18 protein-coding genes and 1 pseudogene are annotated in these 18,866 nt (G+C 73.0%); 4 read left to right on the top strand and 15 right to left on the bottom strand.

Annotated features, from left to right (window positions below):
• Positions 1-23 precede the first annotated feature (23 nt).
• The 3 genes and pseudogenes from OHA89_RS29310 to OHA89_RS29300 all read right to left on the bottom strand — a co-directional run bounded on the left by OHA89_RS29310 (position 24) and on the right by OHA89_RS29300 (position 2,867).
• Positions 24-776: an N-acetyltransferase gene (locus tag OHA89_RS29310; RefSeq protein WP_266610703.1), complete on the bottom strand. Its 753-nt coding sequence runs from the start codon at positions 774-776 to the stop codon at positions 24-26.
• A 40-nt stretch (positions 777-816) separates the two neighbouring features.
• Positions 817-1,392, bottom strand: coding sequence for a histidine phosphatase family protein (locus OHA89_RS29305; protein ID WP_266610702.1), 576 nt, complete (start codon positions 1,390-1,392; stop codon positions 817-819).
• 31 nt (positions 1,393-1,423) lie between these two features.
• A pseudogene (locus OHA89_RS29300) lies at positions 1,424-2,867 on the bottom strand (PLP-dependent aminotransferase family protein).
• Here OHA89_RS29300 and OHA89_RS29295 point away from each other — a divergent pair.
• Together OHA89_RS29295 and OHA89_RS29290 are read left to right on the top strand one after the other, a co-directional pair.
• Entirely contained in the window at positions 2,866-3,783 is a 918-nt protein-coding gene (locus OHA89_RS29295; protein ID WP_266610698.1) for a DMT family transporter, read from the top strand. The pseudogene OHA89_RS29300 and the gene OHA89_RS29295 sit on opposite strands and share 2 nt — an antisense overlap.
• A gap of 57 nt (positions 3,784-3,840) precedes the next feature.
• Positions 3,841-4,038 (top strand): DUF1918 domain-containing protein, encoded by a 198-nt coding sequence (locus OHA89_RS29290; protein WP_215149648.1) that lies wholly within the window; start codon positions 3,841-3,843, stop codon positions 4,036-4,038.
• Position 4,039: 1 nt separating this feature from the next.
• On the opposite strand, the gene OHA89_RS29285 is transcribed toward OHA89_RS29290, so the two are convergent.
• Entirely contained in the window at positions 4,040-5,284 is a 1,245-nt protein-coding gene (locus OHA89_RS29285; RefSeq protein ID WP_266610695.1) for a glycoside hydrolase family 10 protein, read from the bottom strand.
• A 153-nt stretch (positions 5,285-5,437) separates the two neighbouring features.
• Between OHA89_RS29285 and OHA89_RS29280 the strand changes: the two genes are divergently transcribed.
• Positions 5,438-6,340, top strand: coding sequence for a 3-hydroxybutyryl-CoA dehydrogenase (locus tag OHA89_RS29280; RefSeq protein WP_215149646.1), 903 nt, complete (start codon positions 5,438-5,440; stop codon positions 6,338-6,340).
• Positions 6,341-6,343: 3 nt separating this feature from the next.
• Here the strand turns inward: OHA89_RS29280 and OHA89_RS29275 are convergent, their stop codons facing one another.
• The 10 genes from OHA89_RS29275 to infC all read right to left on the bottom strand — a co-directional run bounded on the left by OHA89_RS29275 (position 6,344) and on the right by infC (position 17,315).
• Positions 6,344-6,871, bottom strand: coding sequence for an NUDIX hydrolase (locus tag OHA89_RS29275; protein ID WP_406367462.1), 528 nt, complete (start codon positions 6,869-6,871; stop codon positions 6,344-6,346).
• Between the two features lie 62 nt (positions 6,872-6,933).
• A complete protein-coding gene (locus OHA89_RS29270) occupies positions 6,934-8,274 on the bottom strand; it encodes a transcriptional regulator (RefSeq protein WP_266610690.1) in 1,341 nt (446 codons plus the stop codon).
• A 307-nt stretch (positions 8,275-8,581) separates the two neighbouring features.
• Complete coding sequence (locus tag OHA89_RS29265) at positions 8,582-9,571, bottom strand: PP2C family protein-serine/threonine phosphatase (protein ID WP_266610688.1); 990 nt, start codon at positions 9,569-9,571, stop codon at positions 8,582-8,584.
• 139 nt (positions 9,572-9,710) lie between these two features.
• Positions 9,711-12,239, bottom strand: a complete 2,529-nt coding sequence (gene pheT, locus OHA89_RS29260; protein ID WP_266610686.1) for a phenylalanine--tRNA ligase subunit beta — start codon at positions 12,237-12,239, stop codon at positions 9,711-9,713.
• Positions 12,239-13,366 (bottom strand): phenylalanine--tRNA ligase subunit alpha, encoded by a 1,128-nt coding sequence (gene pheS / locus OHA89_RS29255; protein WP_215149641.1) that lies wholly within the window; start codon positions 13,364-13,366, stop codon positions 12,239-12,241. The genes pheT and pheS overlap by 1 nt, the downstream gene beginning before the upstream one ends.
• Before the next feature lie 150 nt (positions 13,367-13,516).
• Positions 13,517-14,770, bottom strand: coding sequence for an ATP-binding protein (locus OHA89_RS29250; RefSeq protein WP_406367459.1), 1,254 nt, complete (start codon positions 14,768-14,770; stop codon positions 13,517-13,519).
• Positions 14,771-14,826: 56 nt separating this feature from the next.
• A complete protein-coding gene (locus tag OHA89_RS29245; RefSeq protein WP_406367457.1) occupies positions 14,827-15,687 on the bottom strand; it encodes a TrmH family RNA methyltransferase in 861 nt (286 codons plus the stop codon).
• Positions 15,688-15,799: 112 nt separating this feature from the next.
• Positions 15,800-16,186, bottom strand: a complete 387-nt coding sequence (gene rplT / locus OHA89_RS29240) for a 50S ribosomal protein L20 (RefSeq protein ID WP_007263143.1) — start codon at positions 16,184-16,186, stop codon at positions 15,800-15,802.
• A gap of 101 nt (positions 16,187-16,287) precedes the next feature.
• Positions 16,288-16,482, bottom strand: a complete 195-nt coding sequence (gene rpmI / locus OHA89_RS29235) for a 50S ribosomal protein L35 (protein WP_030387121.1) — start codon at positions 16,480-16,482, stop codon at positions 16,288-16,290.
• 104 nt (positions 16,483-16,586) lie between these two features.
• Positions 16,587-17,315, bottom strand: coding sequence for a translation initiation factor IF-3 (infC, locus tag OHA89_RS29230; protein WP_257557079.1), 729 nt, complete (start codon positions 17,313-17,315; stop codon positions 16,587-16,589).
• A 354-nt stretch (positions 17,316-17,669) separates the two neighbouring features.
• Between infC and OHA89_RS29225 the strand changes: the two genes are divergently transcribed.
• Positions 17,670-18,056: a DUF1844 domain-containing protein gene (locus tag OHA89_RS29225; RefSeq protein WP_215140808.1), complete on the top strand. Its 387-nt coding sequence runs from the start codon at positions 17,670-17,672 to the stop codon at positions 18,054-18,056.
• A 66-nt stretch (positions 18,057-18,122) separates the two neighbouring features.
• On the opposite strand, the gene OHA89_RS29220 is transcribed toward OHA89_RS29225, so the two are convergent.
• A complete protein-coding gene (locus OHA89_RS29220) occupies positions 18,123-18,863 on the bottom strand; it encodes an SseB family protein (protein WP_257557076.1) in 741 nt (246 codons plus the stop codon).
• Between the last annotated feature and the right edge of the window lie 3 nt (positions 18,864-18,866).

The following is an 18,866-nucleotide window of genomic DNA, read 5'->3' as shown; positions in this document are numbered from 1 at the left end:
GGCTGTCCGTGGGCGCTGCGGGATCACCCGGTCAGGGCGTGGCGGACCCAGACGTTCGGTTCGACGTAGACCGCGTGGCCCTGCTCCGGTGCGCAGTGGACCGGGGCGAGGGCGCCTGGGACCCGGACCGGGCCCGGGGTGTCGAAGGGGAGGCCGGTCCACTCGCGCCACTGGGGGAGCGAGCCGGTGATCGTCATCGAGAGGGGGGCCACCGAGTCGATGACGCCGCCCGCGCGGACGTGGACGCGCAGCCAGGGGTCGTACGGGAGGCCGTCCTCGCGGGTGCGGTACGCGTACTCGTGGATGGAGGTGTCCGGCTCGGCCGGCTTTCCGCTCGGCCGGACCGGCGCCACGACCTCGGTGAAACCGCGGGCTCGGGCGTTCTCCCGCATCGCGGCCAGCATCCGGCCGGACAGGCCCTCGCCCTGCCGGTCCGTGGCGACGCTGATCTCGATCGCGCTCACCGTGTCGGGCGCGATCCCGCGCCGCAGGTCGGAGAAGGCCCACATCAGGATCCGGTCCCAGCCCTGCGCGGGCAGCACCCCGCCGCGGCCCGGCGCGTGCTGGGCGAAGGGGACGCTGAACCCCCGGGCGACCACCGCGTCGCCGTCCGTGGCGATCAGGACGTACTCCGGCAGCTCGGCGACCATCCGGGGATACAGCAGCCAGGCGAGCGCATCGTGTTCGGCGAAGGCCGGCCAGGAGTCCGGCATGTCCCAGAGCCGGTCCGCCAGTTCGGGCCGCTCCGCCAGTGTGGTGATCGTTGTTCCGGTCATGTCCGCAGGCTAGGAGCCCGCCGGGCGGGCCTCAACCGCATTACACCGGGGCTTGAAGCGAGAGGTGCCAGCGCCCCGACCAGCCCGTCAGGGTCATCGTGGACAGCGGCCGCACGTCCACGTTCCAGTAGGTCAGCGGAGGCGCCTTCAGCGCGTAGACCAGGGCCGCCCGGACCACCGAGGGCTCCGCCACCGCCACGATCGCGCCCCCGTCGTCGGCCGGCCTGGTGTCGAGCCAGCCGCCGATCCGGGAGATGAAGGCGAGCAGCGACTCGCCGCCGTGCGGGGCGGCGCGCGGGTCGGTGAGCCAGAGGTCCACCGCCCCCGGCTCGCGGGCGGTCACCTCGGCGAGGGTCAGCCCCCGCCAGCGGCCCATGTCGCACTCGCGGAGCGCGGGCTGGGCGAGCGGCGCGTACCCGAGCGCCTCGCCGGTGGCCCTGCTGCGCGGGGTGGGCGAGCAGTAGCGCAGCTCGGCGGCGCCCAGCGGGACCAGCCCGGGGGCGGCGGACTCCACCGCGTGCCAGCCTGCCCCGTCGAGCGGGCGGTCGTCGTCGAAGCGCTCGGTGAGCAGCGAGGAACCACGGGCTGCGGCAACGAGCGAGACCCGAACATGCATGCGGTGATGGTGGGCCGCGCGCCGCACGGGGTCAAGCGTCTGTGCCCAGGGGGTGTCTTGCCCGCAGCCGCTGCACCGCTTCCACCAGCTCGCCGGGCCCCGACACCCCGGCGAAGCTCAGCCGGACGTGCGGACCGGGCGGCTCCGCGCAGAAGTACGGACGGCCGGGCGCGACCGCGACCCCGGCGCGCAGGGCGGCTGCCACGAACCCGGTGTCGTCTCCCCCGCCGCCCGGCCGCACCCACAACTGGTAGCCGCCGGAGGGCAGATGCGGCAGTTCGAGCCCGGGCAGCTCCCGCCGCAGTGCCCCGGCCAGGACGTCCCGGCGGTGGCGGAGCTCGGCGGCCACGGTCCTCAGGTGGCGCGGCCAGGCGGGCGCCCCGACCAGCTCCAGGGCGGCTTCCTGGAGCGGCCGGGGGACGAAGAAGCTGTCCACGACCTGGATGGCGCGCAGCCGGTCCACGACCGGCCCCCGGGCGGCCAGGGCGCCCACCCGCAGGCTGGGCGAGGTCGCCTTGGTCAGGGACCGGACGTGCACCACCACGCCGTCGGCGTCCTCGGCGGCCAGTGTGGCGGGCAGCGGCCCGCAGTCCTCGTGGGCCAGGGCCCGGGCGTAGTCGTCCTCGACGACGAAGGCCCCGGCGGCCCGGGCGATCCGCAGCACCTCGGCCCGCCGCCCGGGAGCCAGCACGGCCCCGGTCGGGTTCTGGAACAGCGGCTGGCATACGAAGACCCGCGCCCCGGTGGCTTCGAAGGCGGCGGCGAGCAGCTCCGGCCGGACCCCCTCGGCGTCCACCGGCACCGGCACGGGCCGGCAGCCGGAGGCGCGGGCGATGGCCAGCAGTCCGGGGTAGGTCGGCGACTCCACCAGGATCGGCGCCCCGGGCGGGGCGAGCGCCCGCAGGGCGGTGGCCAGCGCGCTCTGCCCGCCCGCGGTGACCAGCACATCGGCGGCCACGACCGGTCCGCCGATCTCCCGGGCGAACCAGTCGCGCAGCTCGGGCAGCCCCTCGACGGGCGGCCGCCCCACGCCACGCCCCGGGCCGCCGCCCGGCCCGGGCCAGCGCGGCGGCCATGGCCCGCTCGGGCTGGAGGGAGGGGTGCAGGTAGCCGCCGTTGAGCTCGATCACCCCGGGGGGCGGGGTGGTCAGCGAGCTCAGTACCCCGGTGGCGTCCACGGAGCGCGGGACGATCTCACCGGCGCCCTCGGCACTGAGGGCGACCTCCTGCCAGGAGGTGTCCCCGGGCGCGGGCGCCGACGTACGCGGCCGGGCGCGGAAGACCCCGGCGCCGGGCCGGGTGACGACGAGGCCCTCGGCGGCGAGCTGCGCGAGGGCCCGGGAGACGGTGACGGGGCTGACCCGGTAGCGCTCGACCAGAGCCCGACTCGACGGGAGCTTTCCACCCACCGAGTAGCGGTTGAGTTCGGACCGCAGGGATTCTGCCAGTTCCGCGACACTGCTACGCTCGTACATGACAGCACAGAATAGCGCTACTCTGCCGGCCACGGTAGCGGTTGAGGACTTCGCGACCCCGACTCGCACCCGGGGCACCCTCCTCGCCTCACTCGGCGTCGTCGCGTTTTCCCTGACCTTCCCCGCCACCGCATGGGGCCTGGAGAGCTTCGGCCCCTGGTCGCTCGTCGCGCTGCGCAGCGTCCTCGCGGCCGTCATCGCCGGCGGCTTCCTGCTGGCCCTGCGGGTCCCGCTGCCCGCCCGTGAGCACTGGGCGGGGCTGGCCGTCGTGGCCGCCGGGGTGGTCGTGGGATTCCCGCTGCTCACCACTCTCGCGCTGACCACCTCCACGACCTCGCACGCCGCCGTGGTGGTCGGGCTGCTCCCGCTGACGACGGCCGCGCTCTCCGCGGTGCGCACCGGGGCCCGGCCCTCGCGCCGGTTCTGGTGCGCCGCCCTGGCCGGGGCCGCCGTGGTCCTCGCCTTCACCGCGACCCAGAGCGGCGGCTCGCTCTCGGCCGGCGACGCCTACCTGTTCGGCGCCCTGCTGGTGTGCGCCGCCGGATACACCGAGGGCGGCCGGCTCGCCCGTACGCTGCCCGGCTGGCAGGTGATCGGCTGGGCTCTGGTGCTGTGCCTGCCGCTCACCCTGGCCGGCTCCGCGCTGGGGCTCGCGTACGAGCCGGTCCACCTCACCGGGCACGGGCTGGCCGGCCTGATCTGGGCGGCGGCCGGTTCCACCTTCCTCGGCCTGTACGTCTGGTACCGCGGCATGGCCGAGATCGGCGCACCCCGGGCCAGCCAGCTCCAGCTCGCCCAGCCCCTGCTGACCCTGGTCTGGTCGGTGGCGCTGCTCGGCGAGCACCTGTCCCCCGCCGCCCCGGTGGCCGCCTGCGCGGTCCTCGTCTGCATTGCCGTCACCCAACGGGTCAAATAGCCCCGGAACGACCTAAACTGCTAGCACCGGATCGGACCGCCACCGAGGAGGTCAGTTATGCGCGCGACCGAGGGCGACCAGCTGGTGCAGCACGGCAGGATCGTCGGACAGCACGACAAGGTGGGCGAGATCACCCAGGTGCTGGGCGAGAACGGAACCCCCCCGTACCGGGTCCGCTTCCAGGACGGTCACGAGGCCCTCATGGCCCCCGGACCCGACTGCACGGTCCGCCACCCAGGAGAGTCCGAGCACTGAATCAGCGCGGCGCCGCCGCCGATCCGTAGTGGTCGGCGACCACCCGCGCCATCGCTCCGTTGGGGTCCGCGGCCACGTGCTTCGCCGAGAACCAGGCGTGGCCGCGGACCTCCGGATACTTCCTCGCGAAGGTGACGTGGCGGGACAGCTCCCCCGGATCGCGCCAGGCCGGGGTGGGGCTGTCCGCTTCGCAGCGGTACAGCGCCTCCCCCACGTACAGCTGCACGCCCGTGCCCGCCACCGTCCGCGCCCACCAGGGGACGACGTCCGCGTAGTCGGCGGTCGGGTGCCCGATGTGCCAGTAGGCCTGCGGCACGATGTAGTCGATCCAGCCCTCCTTGACCCACTTGCGGGTGTCCGCGTACAGGTCGTCGTACGTTCCCAGGCCCGCCCGCGTGGGTGAACCGAGCGGGTCCCGGTCGGAGTTGCGCCACACCGCGAACGGGCTGACGCCGAACCGGGCGGCGGGCCGGACCTCCCGCAGCCGCGCGGACATCTCGCGGACCAGGGTGTCGGTGTTGTGGCGGCGCCAGTCGGACCGGGAGGGGAAGTCCGCCCCGTACTCCTCGTAGGCCGCGTCGTCGTCGAACTCCTCTCCCTCCACCGGGTAGGGGTAGAAGTAGTCGTCCCAGTGCACCCCGTCCACCGGGTAGCGGGAGACCGCGTCGAGCATGGCCTCCTGGACGAAGAGCCGCACCTCGGGCAGGCCGGGGTTGTAGAAGATCTTGCCGCCGTACTCCACGGTCCAGTCGGGGTTGCGCCGGGCCGGGTGCTCGGGGGCCAGCCGGTCCGGGTCGGTGTGGTTGGCCACGCGGTACGGGTTGAACCAGGCGTGCAGTTCCAGGCCGCGGGCGTGCGCTTCGGTGACGGCCGTACCCAGCGGGTCCCAGCCCGGATCCACCCCCTGCTCCCCCGTCAGCCACTGCGACCAGGGTTCCAGCCGCGAGGGCCACAGCGCGTCGGCCGCCGGCCTGACCTGGAGGATCACCGCGTTCAGGCGGCGCCGCACCGCGGTGTCGAGGAGGCCGATCAGCTCCTTGCGCTGCTCCGCGGCCGGAAGCCCGCTCTCGGAGGGCCAGTCCACGTTCGACACCGAGGCGATCCACATGCCCCGGAACTCCGTGGTCGCGGCATGGCGGGAGGGCGGGGAGGCCGCCGCCCGCGCCGAAGCAGCCCGGCCCCCCGTGGCCGCCGCCAGCGCCCACGCGGCCCCCGCCAGCAGTCCCCGACGTCCGATGTACGCCATGTGACGACTCCGTTCCGTTCCGTGACATCCCGTTGCGTCCGCCCAGCATGCCCGCCCCGGCCCGCCACCGGGGTCAAGGTCGGGGGTAACGTCGGGGGGCGTGGCGGGCGCCGGAAAGCAGTTACCACTGTCAGCCCGGGGGACCCGCGATGGATGAGCAGCGAAAGGCACGAAGTGACGGACCTCTCTACCCTCCCGACCGACATCACCCGCGTCGGCGTAGTGGGCTGCGGCCAGATGGGCGCGGGCATCGCCGAGGTGTGTGCCCGCAGCGGTCTTGAGGTGAAGGTCGCCGAGACCACGGGCGAGGCCCTGGAGATCGGGCGCACCCGGCTGCACAACTCCCTGACGAAGGCCGCCGAACGCGGCAAGATCAGCGAGGAGGAGCGGGACGCCACCCTGGCCCGCCTCACCTTCACCACCGACCTCGGCGAGTTCGCCGACCGCGACCTGGTGATCGAGGCCGTCGTCGAGAACGAGCAGGTCAAGACGGAGATCTTCCAGGTCCTCGACCAGGTGATCACCCGCCCGGACGCGATCCTGGCCTCCAACACCTCCTCGATTCCGCTGGTCAAGCTGGCCGTCGCGACCTCGCGCCCCGACCAGGTCATCGGCATCCACTTCTTCAACCCGGCCCCGGTGCAGCAGCTCGTCGAGCTGATCCCGGCGCTGACCACGGGCGAGGAGACGGTGAAGCGCGCCGAGGCCCTGGTGCGGGACGTGCTGGGCAAGCACGCGATCCGCGCCCAGGACCGGTCCGGCTTCGTGGTCAACGCGCTCCTCATCCCGTACCTGCTGTCCGCGATCCGGATGTTCGAGTCCGGGATCGCGAGCCGCGAGGACATCGACAACGGCATGGAGCTGGGCTGCGCCCACCCGATGGGCCCGCTGAAGCTGGCGGACCTGATCGGCCTGGACACCGTGGCCTCGGTGGCCGACTCCATGTACGCCGAGTTCAAGGAGCCGCTGTACGCCGCTCCCCCGCTGCTCCAGCGGATGGTCGACGCGGGCCGCCTGGGCCGCAAGACCGGCTCGGGCTTCTACCCGTACGGCTGAGTCCTACGGCCGGCCGAGCCTGAGGTGGTGCAGCAGGAGCAGCCCGGCCGCCATGTTGGCGGCCGGAATCTCCCCGCGCGCGATCATGTCCGGCACCAGCTTGAGCGGGACCCACTCCCGGCGCGAGGACTCGAAGCCGTCCTCGGGGTGGCCGATGTACGTCGCCCCGTCCGCCCAGTAGAGGTGGTGGCGGGCATCGGTCAGCCCGTTGGACGGCTCCACGGTCATCAGGTGCCGGAGCGGGCCGGGTCGCCAGCCCGACTCCTCCTCCATCTCCCGCGCCGCCGCGCACTCGAGGGACTCCCCGTCCTCGACCACCCCGGCGGGCAGCTCCCAGCCCCAGCTGTCGGTGATGAACCGGTGCCGCCACAGCAGCAGCACCTCGTTGGCCTCGTTGACGGCCGTGGCGACGGCGACCGGGCGCAGCCGGATCACGAAGTGGTCCAGGTGCCGGCCGTCGGGGAGTTCCACATCGGCGAGATTCACGTCGAACCAGCGGTTCTTGTACACGGTCTGCTCACTCAGGTTCATCCACTGCACGGTTGTGCCGCCTTCCGTTCGGATCGGTGGCAATATGGCAGCAGTTGAAGCCGTCACAGGGGAACGCGCAGCGCCCCGTCGATGAGCTGGGCGGTCTCCTCCGCGCCCGAACAACCGCTGGTCAGCAGCTGTTCGCGGACCGCCCGCAACCGGTCGCGGAGCCGCAGCGACTCCATCCCCTTGGCCCGTTCGGCCATTTCGGCCGCGGCCGCCACCGCCCGGTCCGCCTCTCCCTGCCGCAGCTGGATCTCACACAGCATCGCGAGGCGGTGCACCCGGCCCCGGTCGTGCGCGGGGGTGCCGACGGCCGCGGTCGCCTGCTCGTGCGCGGCGGCGAGATCCCCCAGACCGAGCAGCGCCTCGGCGACCTGGACGTTGACCAGCCCCGGCTGTACGTAGCCGGTCTCGTCCGGTTCGGCGCCCGGAGTGATCCGCTCGGCCGCCGCCTCGGCGTGCCGGATGCAGTTCAATGCGGCCCGGGTGTCGCCAAGTTGGGCGTAGGCCTTGGCCTGCATCGCGTACAGGTCGGCGGCCAGCGCCGGGGTGGTGTGCCGGCCGGCGGCGCGCAGCGCGGCCTCGGCGAAGGCCACCGCCTGGCGGTACTCCCGCAGGTGCAGGGACTGGTTGACGATCAGCGCGATCACGTACGCCCCGAGCCCGCGGTCGCCGCTCGCCTTGGCCAGCCGCAGGGCCTGGTGGAAGTAGCGCTGGGCGAGCCCGTGGGCGTCCGAGTCGTACGCGCAGATCCCCGCCACCGCCACGAGGGACCCGGTGGCCCGGTGCAGCCGCCGGCCGAGGGCGTCGGGGTAACTGCCGCGCAGCATGGGCGCCGTCTCGCTGCCGAGGAAGCGCACGATCCGGTCCCGGGTGGCCACCCCGCCCGCCCGGCGGTACATCAGCTCGTAGTGCGCGCGGGCGGCCCGCAGGATCTCGATGTGCTCGGGCCCGATCCGGTCCGGGCCCTCGCGGGATACGTCGGCGTCCTCGGGCGGGTTCTCCCACTCCCAGACCGGCATGACGGCGGGGGTTCCGTTGACGGCCTGCGCGGTGAGCAGTTGGGGCCGGGCCTGCCCGTCGGCACGCCACAGAGCGGCGGCGCGGTCCACGAATCCGCTGAGCGGGGAGGCGTGCGGGGAGGCGGGCAGCCCCGGCACTCCGAAACCGACGTCGTCCAGCCCGACGGGCCGCTTCAGCCGGCCGCCGAGCACCTCGCAGATCAGGTCGGGGACCTGCCCGCGGGGCCTCTGGCCCTTCAACCACCGGGCGACGGCGGTGTGTTCGTAGCGCAGGGCGAGTCCGCGGGTGCGGCCCGCCTGGTTCACGTACGCGGCGAGTCCGGCGTGGGACATGCCCGCCTCGGCGAGGAGGGCGTCGAGCAGGACATTGGGCTGCATGGGCCGCTCCCGGGGCTCGTCGGTCTCAGGCTAGTGGGTACTTCGTTCACACGGGGTGTGAACGAAGTACGCGCATAAATGCGATACGCACTCTGCCGCCGGGGGTCCGCGGGGCGCTTCACTTAAGGGCCTCGCCAAGAGGCAGCCCGGGTCGTCGGCTCCCCCTCGTACAGTGCGACGACCCGTCACCGCGCCGCCCGTTCTGCTGTCTGCCCGACACTCCACGGCAGACGGGCGGCGTGCCGGTTCCCGCCGGTGCCCGGTTGGTCGCCGGGCCCGGCGGGACCGGCCATTCGGCCGGATCCGGTCAGCTCCGGTCGTCGCGGAGCACCAGCAGGGCGACGTCGTCGGCGAGCCGCCCGCCGGTGTGCCGGAGCAGGGCCGCGTGCACGCCCGCGACCAGCCGCGCGGGCGTGAGCGGTGCCTCTGCGAGGACGCTCTGCAGGGGGAAGAACGCGCCGGCGGCATTCCGGGCCTCCCCGGCACCGTCGGTGTGCAGGAACAGCGTCTCCCCGGGCCGCAGTTCACCGCAGGCGTGCGGTTGCGGATCGCGCGGCAGCGGCAGGACCCCGAGCGGCGGCATGGTCTCGCCGTCCAGCGCCCGCACGTCGGTGAGCCGATGCGCGGGGCCCGGCGCGAAGCCCCAGCTGCGCAGCAGGTACGGCCAGGGGTGGCCGCAGTTCAGGGCCAGGAGGGTGCCGTCCGGGGCGATCTGGAGGAGCAGGACCGTCACGAACTCCTCGGCCGACGGGGACTCCGGCTCGGCCGGGCAGGCCGACGGGTGCTCGGCCCGGGCCCGGTCACGGACGTGGCGGCCCAGCGCCCGCTCCATCCGCACCATTACGCCGCCCAGCGACACCTCGTCGTACGCCGCTTCGCGGAAGGCCCCCAGGACCGCCGCGGCCGCCCCCAGCGCCGGCAGCCCGTGCCCCCGTACGTCCCCGATGACCACCCGGACGCCGTGCACCGTCGGCACGGCCTCGTACAGGTCGCCGCCCACCGTCGCGCCCCGGCTCGCCGACAGCTGCGCGGCGGCCAGGGTCAGCCCGTCCATCCGTCTCGGCAGCGGCCGCAGCAGTGCCCGCTGCGCGGCCCCCGCGATCTCCTGCGAACGCCTCAGCTCCGCGACCAGCCCGCGCCGGATGTGCAGGGCGCAGCCCGTCGCCAGCAGCAGGAACGCCGCGCACGTGGCCAGGCTCGGTACCAGCCGCCCCGGGGTGGACAACTCCCAGGACACCGCGGCGCCGCCCCACGCGAAGACGCACACCCGGCGCACCTGGGGCATCTCCCCGATCATCACGGCCTCCCCTCGGCCGCAATGATTGTGCCGATCACCCGCAGGCCCGGACACGGGTCGCCCGCGTTCTCACCCGAACGAGTGAGGGGCACACCCGGTGGTCCGGATGCGCCCCTCAACAGGCCTTGCAGGCGGGCGGCTACGCGCCCCGGAGCACCGCCCCGGTCCGCTCGCCCGCGAGCGCCACCGCCGCGTCGCGCGCGGCCGTGGACTCCTCGGCGGTCAGCGTGCGGTCGGCCGCGCGGAAGCGCAGCGCGTACGCCAGGGACTTCTTGCCCTCGCCTACCTGCTCACCGGTGAACACGTCGAACAGCCGGAGCGACTCGAGGAGTTCGCCCGCGCCCTTGCGCAGCGCGGCCTCCACGTCCGACGCCGGAACCGACGCGTCCACGATCAGCGCGACGTCCTGGGTCGCCACCGGGAAGGAGGAGATCCGGGGCGCCTGGAGGGCCTCGCCGCCGGCCGCCGCGAGGCGGTCCAGGTCGAGCTCCATCGCGCTGGTGCGGGCCGGCAGGCCCATCGCCTTGACCACGCGCGGGTGCAGCTCACCGGCGTGGCCGATGACCTGCTCGACCCCGTCGAGGGTGACGACCAGCTCGGCGCAGCGGCCCGGGTGCCAGGGGCCGTACCGGCCCTGGCGGACGACGAGCTCCGCGCCGGCCTCGACGGCCAGCGAGCGCGCGGCCTGGACGGCGTCCGCCCAGTCGGCCGGGCGGCCCTTGCCCCACCAGCCGGCCTGCTCGCGTCCACCGGCCAGCACGACCGCGGCGTACCGCGGCTGCGCGGGCAGGGCCGCGTTCAGGGTGCCGATCTCCTCGTCCGTGGGACGGCGGTCGACGGGCAGCCGTACGGCCACACCGGGCCGCGGGCCGGCCAGGAAGACCGAACCGGTCTCGAAGAGCGCGAGGTCGTGGCTGCCCCGGCTGTCGTTGCGGCGCAGCGCGCCGAGCAGACCCGGCAGCAGCGTGGTGCGCAGCGCCGGCTCCTCGTCGGAGATCGGGTTGACCAGCTTGACGACCTGGCGGGCGGCGTCGTGCGCGGGGAGCTGGAGCTGGTCGAAGACCGGCTCGCCGAGGAACGGGTAGCTCAGCGCCTCCACGTAGCCGGCGCCGGCCAGCGCGCGGCCGACCCGGCGGTGCAGCTGCTGCCGGGGGGTGAGACCGCGGCCGGAGGGCACCTGGGGAAGGGTCGACGGGAGGTTCCCGTAGCCCTCGAGCCGGATGACCTCTTCGGCGAGGTCGTTGGGCTCGGCGAGGTCGGGCCGCCACGAGGGGACGGTCACGACGAGCTCGTCCTGGCCGTAGACGTCGCAGCCGATCTCCTGGAGGCGGCGTACGACGGTCTCGCGGCCGTAGTCCATGCCCGCGACCCGGTCCGGGTGGTCCGCGCCCATCGCGATGGTGCGCGGGGCGCCCGGGGCGAGGAACTCGGTGACGCCGGCCTCGGCGGTGCCGCCCGCGAGGAGCACGAGCAGGTCGACGGTCCGCTGCGCGGCCGCGGCGGCGGCCAGCGGGTCGACGCCCCGCTCGAAGCGCTTGGAGGCCTCGGAGGAGAGCTTCAGGCGGCGGGCGGTGCGCGAGATCGACACGGAGTCGAAGTGCGCGGCCTCGATGACCACGTCCGTGGTCCCCGTGACCTGGCCCGTCTCGGGGTCGGTCACGGAGTCGGCGATCTCGGTGTTGGCGCCGCCCATGACACCGGCGAGGCCGATCGGCCCGCTGTTGTCGGTGATCACCAGGTCTTCGGCGTCGAGCGTGCGCTTGACCCCGTCGAGGGTGGTGAACTTCTCGCCCTGCTCGGCGCGGCGGACACCGATGGTGCCGTCGATGCTGGAGCGGTCGTAGGCGTGCAGCGGCTGGCCGAGCTCGAGCATCACGTAGTTGGTGATGTCGACGGCGAGCGAGATCGGGCGCATGCCCGCCTTCTGCAGGCGGCGGGTCAGCCAGATCGGGGAGCGCGCCTCGGGGTCGAGGCCGGTCACCGTACGGGCGGTGAAGCGGTCGCAGCCGGCCGGGTCGTCGACCTTGACCGGGTAGCCGTACGAGTTCGGCACCGGGACGTCGAGCAGCGCCGGGTCGCGCAGCGGCAGGCCGTACGCGGTCGCCGCCTCGCGGGCGACGCCGCGCATCGACATGCAGTAGCCGCGGTCCGGGGTGATGTCGATGTCGAGGACCTCGTCGACGAGCTGGAGCAGCTCGATCGCGTCGGTGCCGACCTCGTGCTCGGGCGGCAGCACGATGATGCCGTGCGTGCCGTCGTCGCCCATGCCCAGCTCGTCGCCGGAGCAGATCATGCCGTGCGAGGTGCGGCCGTACGTCTTGCGCGCGGCGATCGCGAAGTCGCCGGGCAGCACCGCGCCGGGCAGGACCACGACGACCTTGTCACCGACGGAGAAGTTCCGGGCGCCGCAGACGATCTCCTGCGGTTCGCCGGTGCCGTTGGCCTGGCCGACGTCGACCGTGCAGAAGCGGATCGGCTTGCGGAAGCCCTCGAGCTCCTCGATGGTCAGCACCTTGCCGACGACGAGGGGGCCCTTGAGGCCGCCGCCGAGCTGCTCGACGGTCTCGACCTCGAGGCCGGCGTCGACGAGCTTGGCCGCCACGTCGCGACCGGTCTCACCTGCGGGGAGGTCGACGTACTCCCGCAGCCAGGAAAGCGGGACGCGCATCAGATCTCACTCCCGAACGGCCGGGTGAAACGGACGTCACCCTCGACCATGTCTCGCATGTCTTCTACGTTGTGGCGGAACATCAGCATCCGCTCGATGCCGAACCCGAAGGCGAACCCGCTGTACTTCTCGGGGTCCACGCCGCAGGCGATGAGCACCTTGGGGTTGACCATGCCGCAGCCGCCGAGCTCGATCCAGCCCTCGCTGGAGCAGGTACGGCACGGGCGGTCGGGGTTGCCCACCGACTCGCCGCGGCACACGTAGCACTGCATGTCCATCTCGGCGGACGGCTCGGTGAACGGGAAGAAGTGCGGACGCAGGCGCGTGGTGGTGCCCTCGCCGAACAGCTCCTGGACCATGTGGTCCATGGTGCCCTTGAGGTCGGCCATGGTCAGGCCCTCGTCCACGGCCAGCAGCTCGACCTGGTGGAAGACCGGGGTGTGCGTCGCGTCGAGCTCGTCGGTGCGGTACACCCGGCCCGGGCAGACGATGTAGACGGGGGGCTTGCGCTCCAGCAGCGAGCGCGCCTGCACCGGGGAGGTGTGGGTGCGCAGCACGACGCCGGACTCGTCGCCCTCGGTGCCCTCGGGCCCCTGGACGAAGAAGGTGTCCTGCATCTGGCGCGCCGGGTGGTCGGGCGTGAAGTTGAGGGCGTCGAAGTTGAACCACTCCGCCTCGACCTCGGGCCCCTCGGCGACCTCGTACCCCATGGCCACGAAGATGTCCGCGATGCGGTCCATCAGCGTGGTCAGGGGGTGCCGGGCGCCGGCGGGCACGCGGTCGTAGGGCAGCGTGACGTCCACCGCCTCCTCGACCAGCACCCGCTCGTCCCGCTCGGCTTCGAGCGCGACCGTGCGGGCCCCGAAGGCCTTGTTCACGGCGCCGCGGGCCTGGCCCACGAGCTTGCCCGCGGTGGCCTTGGCCTGCGGGGGCAGCGCGCCGATCTCGCGGTTGGCGAGCGCCAGGGGCGAGCGGTCGCCCATGTGCGCGGTCTTCGCCTCACGCAGCGCGTCGAGGTCGCCGGCGGACGCGAAGGCGGCGAGCGCCTCGTCCCGCATGCGCTCGATCTCTTCCGGTTTCAGTGCCTCGACCTCGACAGGGTCGTACGACTTGTTCGGTGCCGACATCTCTTCCCGTACTTCCGATGGCTGGCTGGTGGTCCCCGTACGGCACGATCAGACCGATCGACACAGAGACACAAAGGTGCCAAAGGACGAGTCTAAAGGTCGCTGGGGGTTAAGGAGCCCGTGGGCCGCCTGGCGAGACGCTCCGCGGTGCTACTGCGTGAGGTAGGCCGGGGCGCTCACGGGCAGGATAAATCGGAACTCGGCGCCGCCGCCGGGGCCGCGGCCGACCGTGATGGTGCCGCCGTGGGCCTCCACGATGCCCTTGACGATGTACAGGCCCAGGCCGGTGCCGCCGCGCTTGCTCCCCCGCCAGAAGCGGGTGAAGACACGCTTCATCGACTCCTCGGGGATCCCGGGGCCTTCGTCGGTCACGGTGACGGCGGTTCCCTTCTCATGCGGCGATACGTCGATGGTGACCGTTCCCTCTCCGTGGCGCACCGCATTTTCGAGGAGGTTGCCGAGGATCTGGTCGATCTTGTCCGGATCGGCCCACAGATCGGGGAGGGGGCGGCTGACCCGTACGAGGAACCGCTCGGGGGCCTGGCCGTTCGCGGTGAGTGCCTGGACGTGGCGGCCGACGGCGGTGGCGATGTCGACCGGCTGGCGGCGGACCTCCAGCCGGCCGGAGTCGATGCGGGAGATGTCGAGGAGCTCGGCGATGAGGCGGGTGACGCGGTTGGCGTCGGCGTCGACGGTCTCCAGCATCAGCCGCTTCTGGTCGTCGGTGAACCGCTCCCACTTGGCGAGCAGGGTCGCGGTGAACCCCTTGACGGAGGTCAGCGGGGAGCGCAGCTCGTGGGCGACGGTGGCGATCAGCTCGGCGTGGCTGCGCTCGGTGCGGCGGCGGGCCTCGGTGCCGCGCAGGGTGACGACGAGGCTGCGCAGCGGGCCGGTGGGGTGGGTACGGACGTAGCGGGCGGAGACCAGCACCTCGCGGCCGCCGGGGAGCAGCAGGTTCCGCTCGGGCTGCCCGCGGCGGGTGGCGAGGCCCCCGTACGGGTCGGTCAGCGCCCACCAGCGGCGGCCTTCGAGGTCCTCGAGGGGCAGCGCGCGGTCGATGCGGTTGCCGAGCGCCTGGTCCGGCGCCAGTGCGGTGATCCGTGCGGCGGCGGAGTTGAAGCAGATCACCCGCCCGGTGTCGTCGGCGACGACGAGCCCGTCGGGCAGGTCGTCCGGATCGATCCCGAAGCCGGTCCCGAGGGCGGCCTCGGCCTGGCCCGCCCGACGGGCCGCGAGGCCCGGGCCGGCCGCCTGTGGCGGCACGCCGCACAGCCCGTCGGGGCGGCGGCTCGCGGGGGCCTGCGGGGCTTCGGCCACCGGCGTGCCGCCGGCCGGGCCGGGCCGCTCCTCGGCCGCGGCCCTGGCTCCGGCGGCCACCGGTGAGCTGTTCGTACCGACGGTCATGTCCCCGTACCCCACATCTCCGAGTAGCGCAGTGGGCCCCCCGGGCCGCCACATTACTAGCTGGGGGTCACGGAGCGGCACCCTCCGGGCGCCCGCTGTGCACGCGCGGAGGCGTAGAGGCACACGGCGGCGGCCGTCGCGAGGTTCAGGCTCTCCGCCTTGCCGTGGATCGGGACCCGTACGACGGCGTCCGCGAGGGCCCGGGTCTCCTCGGGCAGACCCCAGGCCTCGTTGCCGAACACCCAGGCCGAGGGCCCGCCCATGGTGCCCGCGTCCAGCTCGGCGTCGAGGTCGTCCTCGCCGGCCCCGTCGGCCGCCAGGATCCGTACGCCCGCCGCGCGCAGCCCGGCGACGGCCTGCTCCACCGGGACGCCGACCGCGACCGGGAGGTGGAAGAGGGAGCCCACGGAGGCCCGTACGGACTTGGGGTTGTACAGGTCCACCGAGGCGTCGGTCAGGACGACGGCATCGGCTCCGGCGGCGTCCGCGCAGCGCAGCACCGTGCCGGCGTTGCCGGGGTCGCGGACGTGCGCGAGGACGGCGACCAGCTTGGGCCGGGCCTCCAGGATGTCCTCGAAGGGCGAGTCGAGGAAGTGGCAGACGCCGACGAGGCCCTGCGGGGTGACGGTCTGCGAGACCTCGGCGAGCACCTCGTCGGAGGCGTAGTGCACCCGGGCGCCGGCGTCCAGCGCGGCGTGGATGATCTCGGCGTAGCGCTCGGCGGCCTCGACGGTGGCGAACAGCTCGATCAGGGTCGACGTCCCCTCGGCCCCGCGGTGCTCGACGGCCTCACGGACCGCCTGCGGGCCTTCGGCGATGAACCGGCGCTCCTTGGTGCGGAAGTTGCGCCGGGCCAGTCGCCTGGCGGCGGCCACCCGCGGGGATCGGGGGGAGATCAGCTCGTCGGGGTGACCCATGGTGTCTGCGGTTCTTTCTCGGGGTTCCGGGGCTGGGGGAAAGCACACGGACCCGCAGGCGAGTCGCCTGCGGGTCCGTGGGGGCCGACCGCGTGAAGCGGCCGGCTAGCCCTTAGGCAGCGGCCTTGGGGGCGTTGACGTCGGCCGGGAGGGCCTTCTGCGCGACCTCGACCAGCGCGGCGAACGCGTTGGCGTCGTTGACGGCCAGCTCGGCGAGGATCTTGCGGTCCACCTCGATGTTGGCGGCCTTCAGACCCTGGATGAGGCGGTTGTACGTCATGCCGTTCTGGCGGGCAGCAGCGTTGATGCGCTGGATCCACAGCTGACGGAAGTCGCCCTTGCGCTTCTTGCGGTCGTTGAAGTTGTAGACCAGCGAGTGGGTGACCTGCTCCTTGGCCTTGCGGTACAGGCGCGAACGCTGACCGCGGTAGCCGGAGGCCGCCTCGAGGATTGCCCGGCGCTTCTTGTGGGCGTTTACTGCCCGCTTGACGCGTGCCACTTTTTAACTCCTTGTAGCGGGGCCGTGGTTGTCTTCACACGGCCCGAATTCGATGGGGTCCCGGTCTTGACGTCCCGCTCCCGCCAGGGGAGCGGAGGACGTCACTTGCCGAGAAGCTTCTTGATCTTCGCGGCGTCGCCGGGGGCCATCTCCGCGGTGCCGGTCAGGCGGCGGGTGACACGGGACGACTTGTGCTCGAGCAGGTGGCGCTTGCCGGCGCGCTCACGGAGCACCTTGCCGGAGCCGGTGATCTTGAAGCGCTTCTTGGAACCGCTGTGCGTCTTGTTCTTCGGCATAGCGCCGTTATCTCCTCGTCGGTGGCGCTCCCACCGGTCCGGTGATGGACCGGCTCACGGGAGCGTCATGTTGTGTCGGTGATCCGAGACGGGCTGCCTCGGAATCAGGCCTCGGTGTTCGGCTCCTGGGCGGGCGCCTCTTCGGCGGCAGCCTCGGTGACCTCGACCTCGGTGACCTCAGTGGCCTCCACCTCGACGGTCTCCTCGGAAGGAGCCTCGTCGTCGGCGAGGGCAACACCCTGGCGCTCGGCCTTGCGGGCGGCCTGCGCCTCGCGGGCTTCGGCCATCGCCTCGGTCTTCTTCTTGTGCGGACCGAGAACCATGATCATGTTTCGGCCGTCCTGCTTCGGGTTCGACTCGATGAACCCGAGGTCCTCGACGTCCGAAGCGAGACGCTGCAGCAGTCGGTAGCCGAGTTCCGGCCTGGACTGCTCGCGACCACGGAACATGATCGTGATCTTGACCTTGTCGCCCTGCTTGAGGAACCGAACGACGTGACCCTTCTTGGTGTCATAGTCGTGCGGGTCGATCTTCGGCCGGAGCTTCATTTCCTTGATGACCGTGTGCGCCTGGTTCTTGCGCGCCTCACGGGCCTTCATGGCCGACTCGTACTTGAACTTGCCGTAGTCCATGAGCTTGCAGACCGGCGGGCGTGCGGACGCCGCGACCTCGACCAGGTCGAGGTCGTACTCCTGCGCGAGCTCAAGCGCCTTGGCAAGCGGCACGATGCCGACCTGCTCGCCGCTGGGACCGACGAGTCGTACCTCGGGAACGCGAATCCGGTCGTTGATGCGGGGCTCGGTGCTGATGGATCCTCCTCGGTAGCACCACACGGCTGCCTGGCAGACAGCCGCTGACGTGTATTTCCGTCAGACCGACCGCAGCGGGAGAATGAAAAAAGCCCCGCCGGGCACAGGCAGGGGCTCCAAAACAACCGGAGCACCGACGCGTGCGAGCCGCGGGGCGCATACTCGGGCAGCTTTCCATCGTCCGTACGGAACGATGGATGCCGCCTGACCGGTGACCCGCCGCCCCGGAGGGTGGTCAGGTGGGAGATCGGAGCCTCCACTTGTGGGCCGGGGACATAAGTCTCCGGCCGGTCGTAGCCCAATATAGCATTCCGCGCCAGAGCCGCTCACCCGGTGCTCCGGTCGGGGGCGTCCGGCGCCCGGCTTATCGTGGGAAGCATGACTGACGCGACCCTCCCCGCCGACACCGCTGCCGGCACCGCACCCGAATCACCCGACTACGACGCCATGACCCGCGACATCGCGGACGTCCCCGCCGTCGAGGTGATCACCACGGTGGCCGTGCACCTGCTGAGCGCCGCGGCGGTCAACCTGGGCCTGGACAAGCCCGACTCCGAGCACAAGGACCTCGACGAGGCCCGCAAGCTGATCACGGCCCTGGCCGGCCTGGTCACCGCGAGCGCCACCGAGATCAGCTCCTTCCACGCAGCCCCGCTGCGGGACGGCCTGAAGTCGCTCCAGCTCGCCTTCCGGGAGGCCTCGATCGTCCCGGACGAGCCGGGCCAGGGGCCGGGCGAGAAGTTCACGGGTCCCGTCTTCGGCTGAGTCGGCGCCGTACGCCGAGGGGCGGGGTTTCCGGGATCGTTCCCGGAAACCCCGCCCCTTCGTCGTTCAGCGGCTGAACAGCGCCTCGCCGGGCGGGGCCGGGGCGTCCGGCGGCAGCAGCGCCAGGTCCAGGCCGCGCACCAGCCGGGCCCGCAGGGTCTCGTCCGCCGCCAGGGCCTCGGCGACCCGGCGGGCCGCCTGCTGCGCCTGGCCGGCCTCGGCCGGCACGATCGCGAGGGTGCCGTCGGAGTCCGCGCCGCCGGGGCCGAGGTAGGCGCGCAGTACGCCCTCCTCCGCCGCCACGGCGGCCCGTACGGCCTCCCGTACGGCAGGATCGGCCAGCGGGCCCGCGTGCGTACGGCCCTCGGCCAGCGCGAGCAGCGCGGAGCCGGTCAGCTGGTAGGTGACCGGGCCGGCCAGGTCCAGGACCACGGTGTCGGCCTTCTCGTGCGCGGCGGCCGCCAGCGCCTGGTGCAGCGGGACCGCCACCGGCCGGGCCGCCGGGTCCCAGAGCGCGAGCGAGGCGATCGAGGTGAAGGCGGGCAGCGCCCGGCGGTCGCCCGCGCGCAGGGTCGGGACGGCCATGTCGCTGGTCTTCTCGCGCTTGAGGCCGGTCTCCGGGTCGGTCTCCACCTCGCCGAGGACGGCGACGACCGGGACCAGCAGGCGGGCGTCCTTCAGGGCCGCCAGCACCTCCGGCTCGTGCGAGCGGTCCTCGGCCCAGGCGGCCAGGGCCGCGCTCAGCCGGGGGTCGGCCGAGCCGTCGTCGTCGGAGAAGCCCGGGTCGGGAATGTTCTTGTTCGCCATGTT

Source organism: Streptomyces sp. NBC_01546, assembly GCF_045208355.1.
In the GTDB taxonomy this organism is placed as follows: domain Bacteria; phylum Actinomycetota; class Actinomycetes; order Streptomycetales; family Streptomycetaceae; genus Streptomyces.
This window is presented reverse-complemented; position numbering and strand designations above follow the sequence as displayed.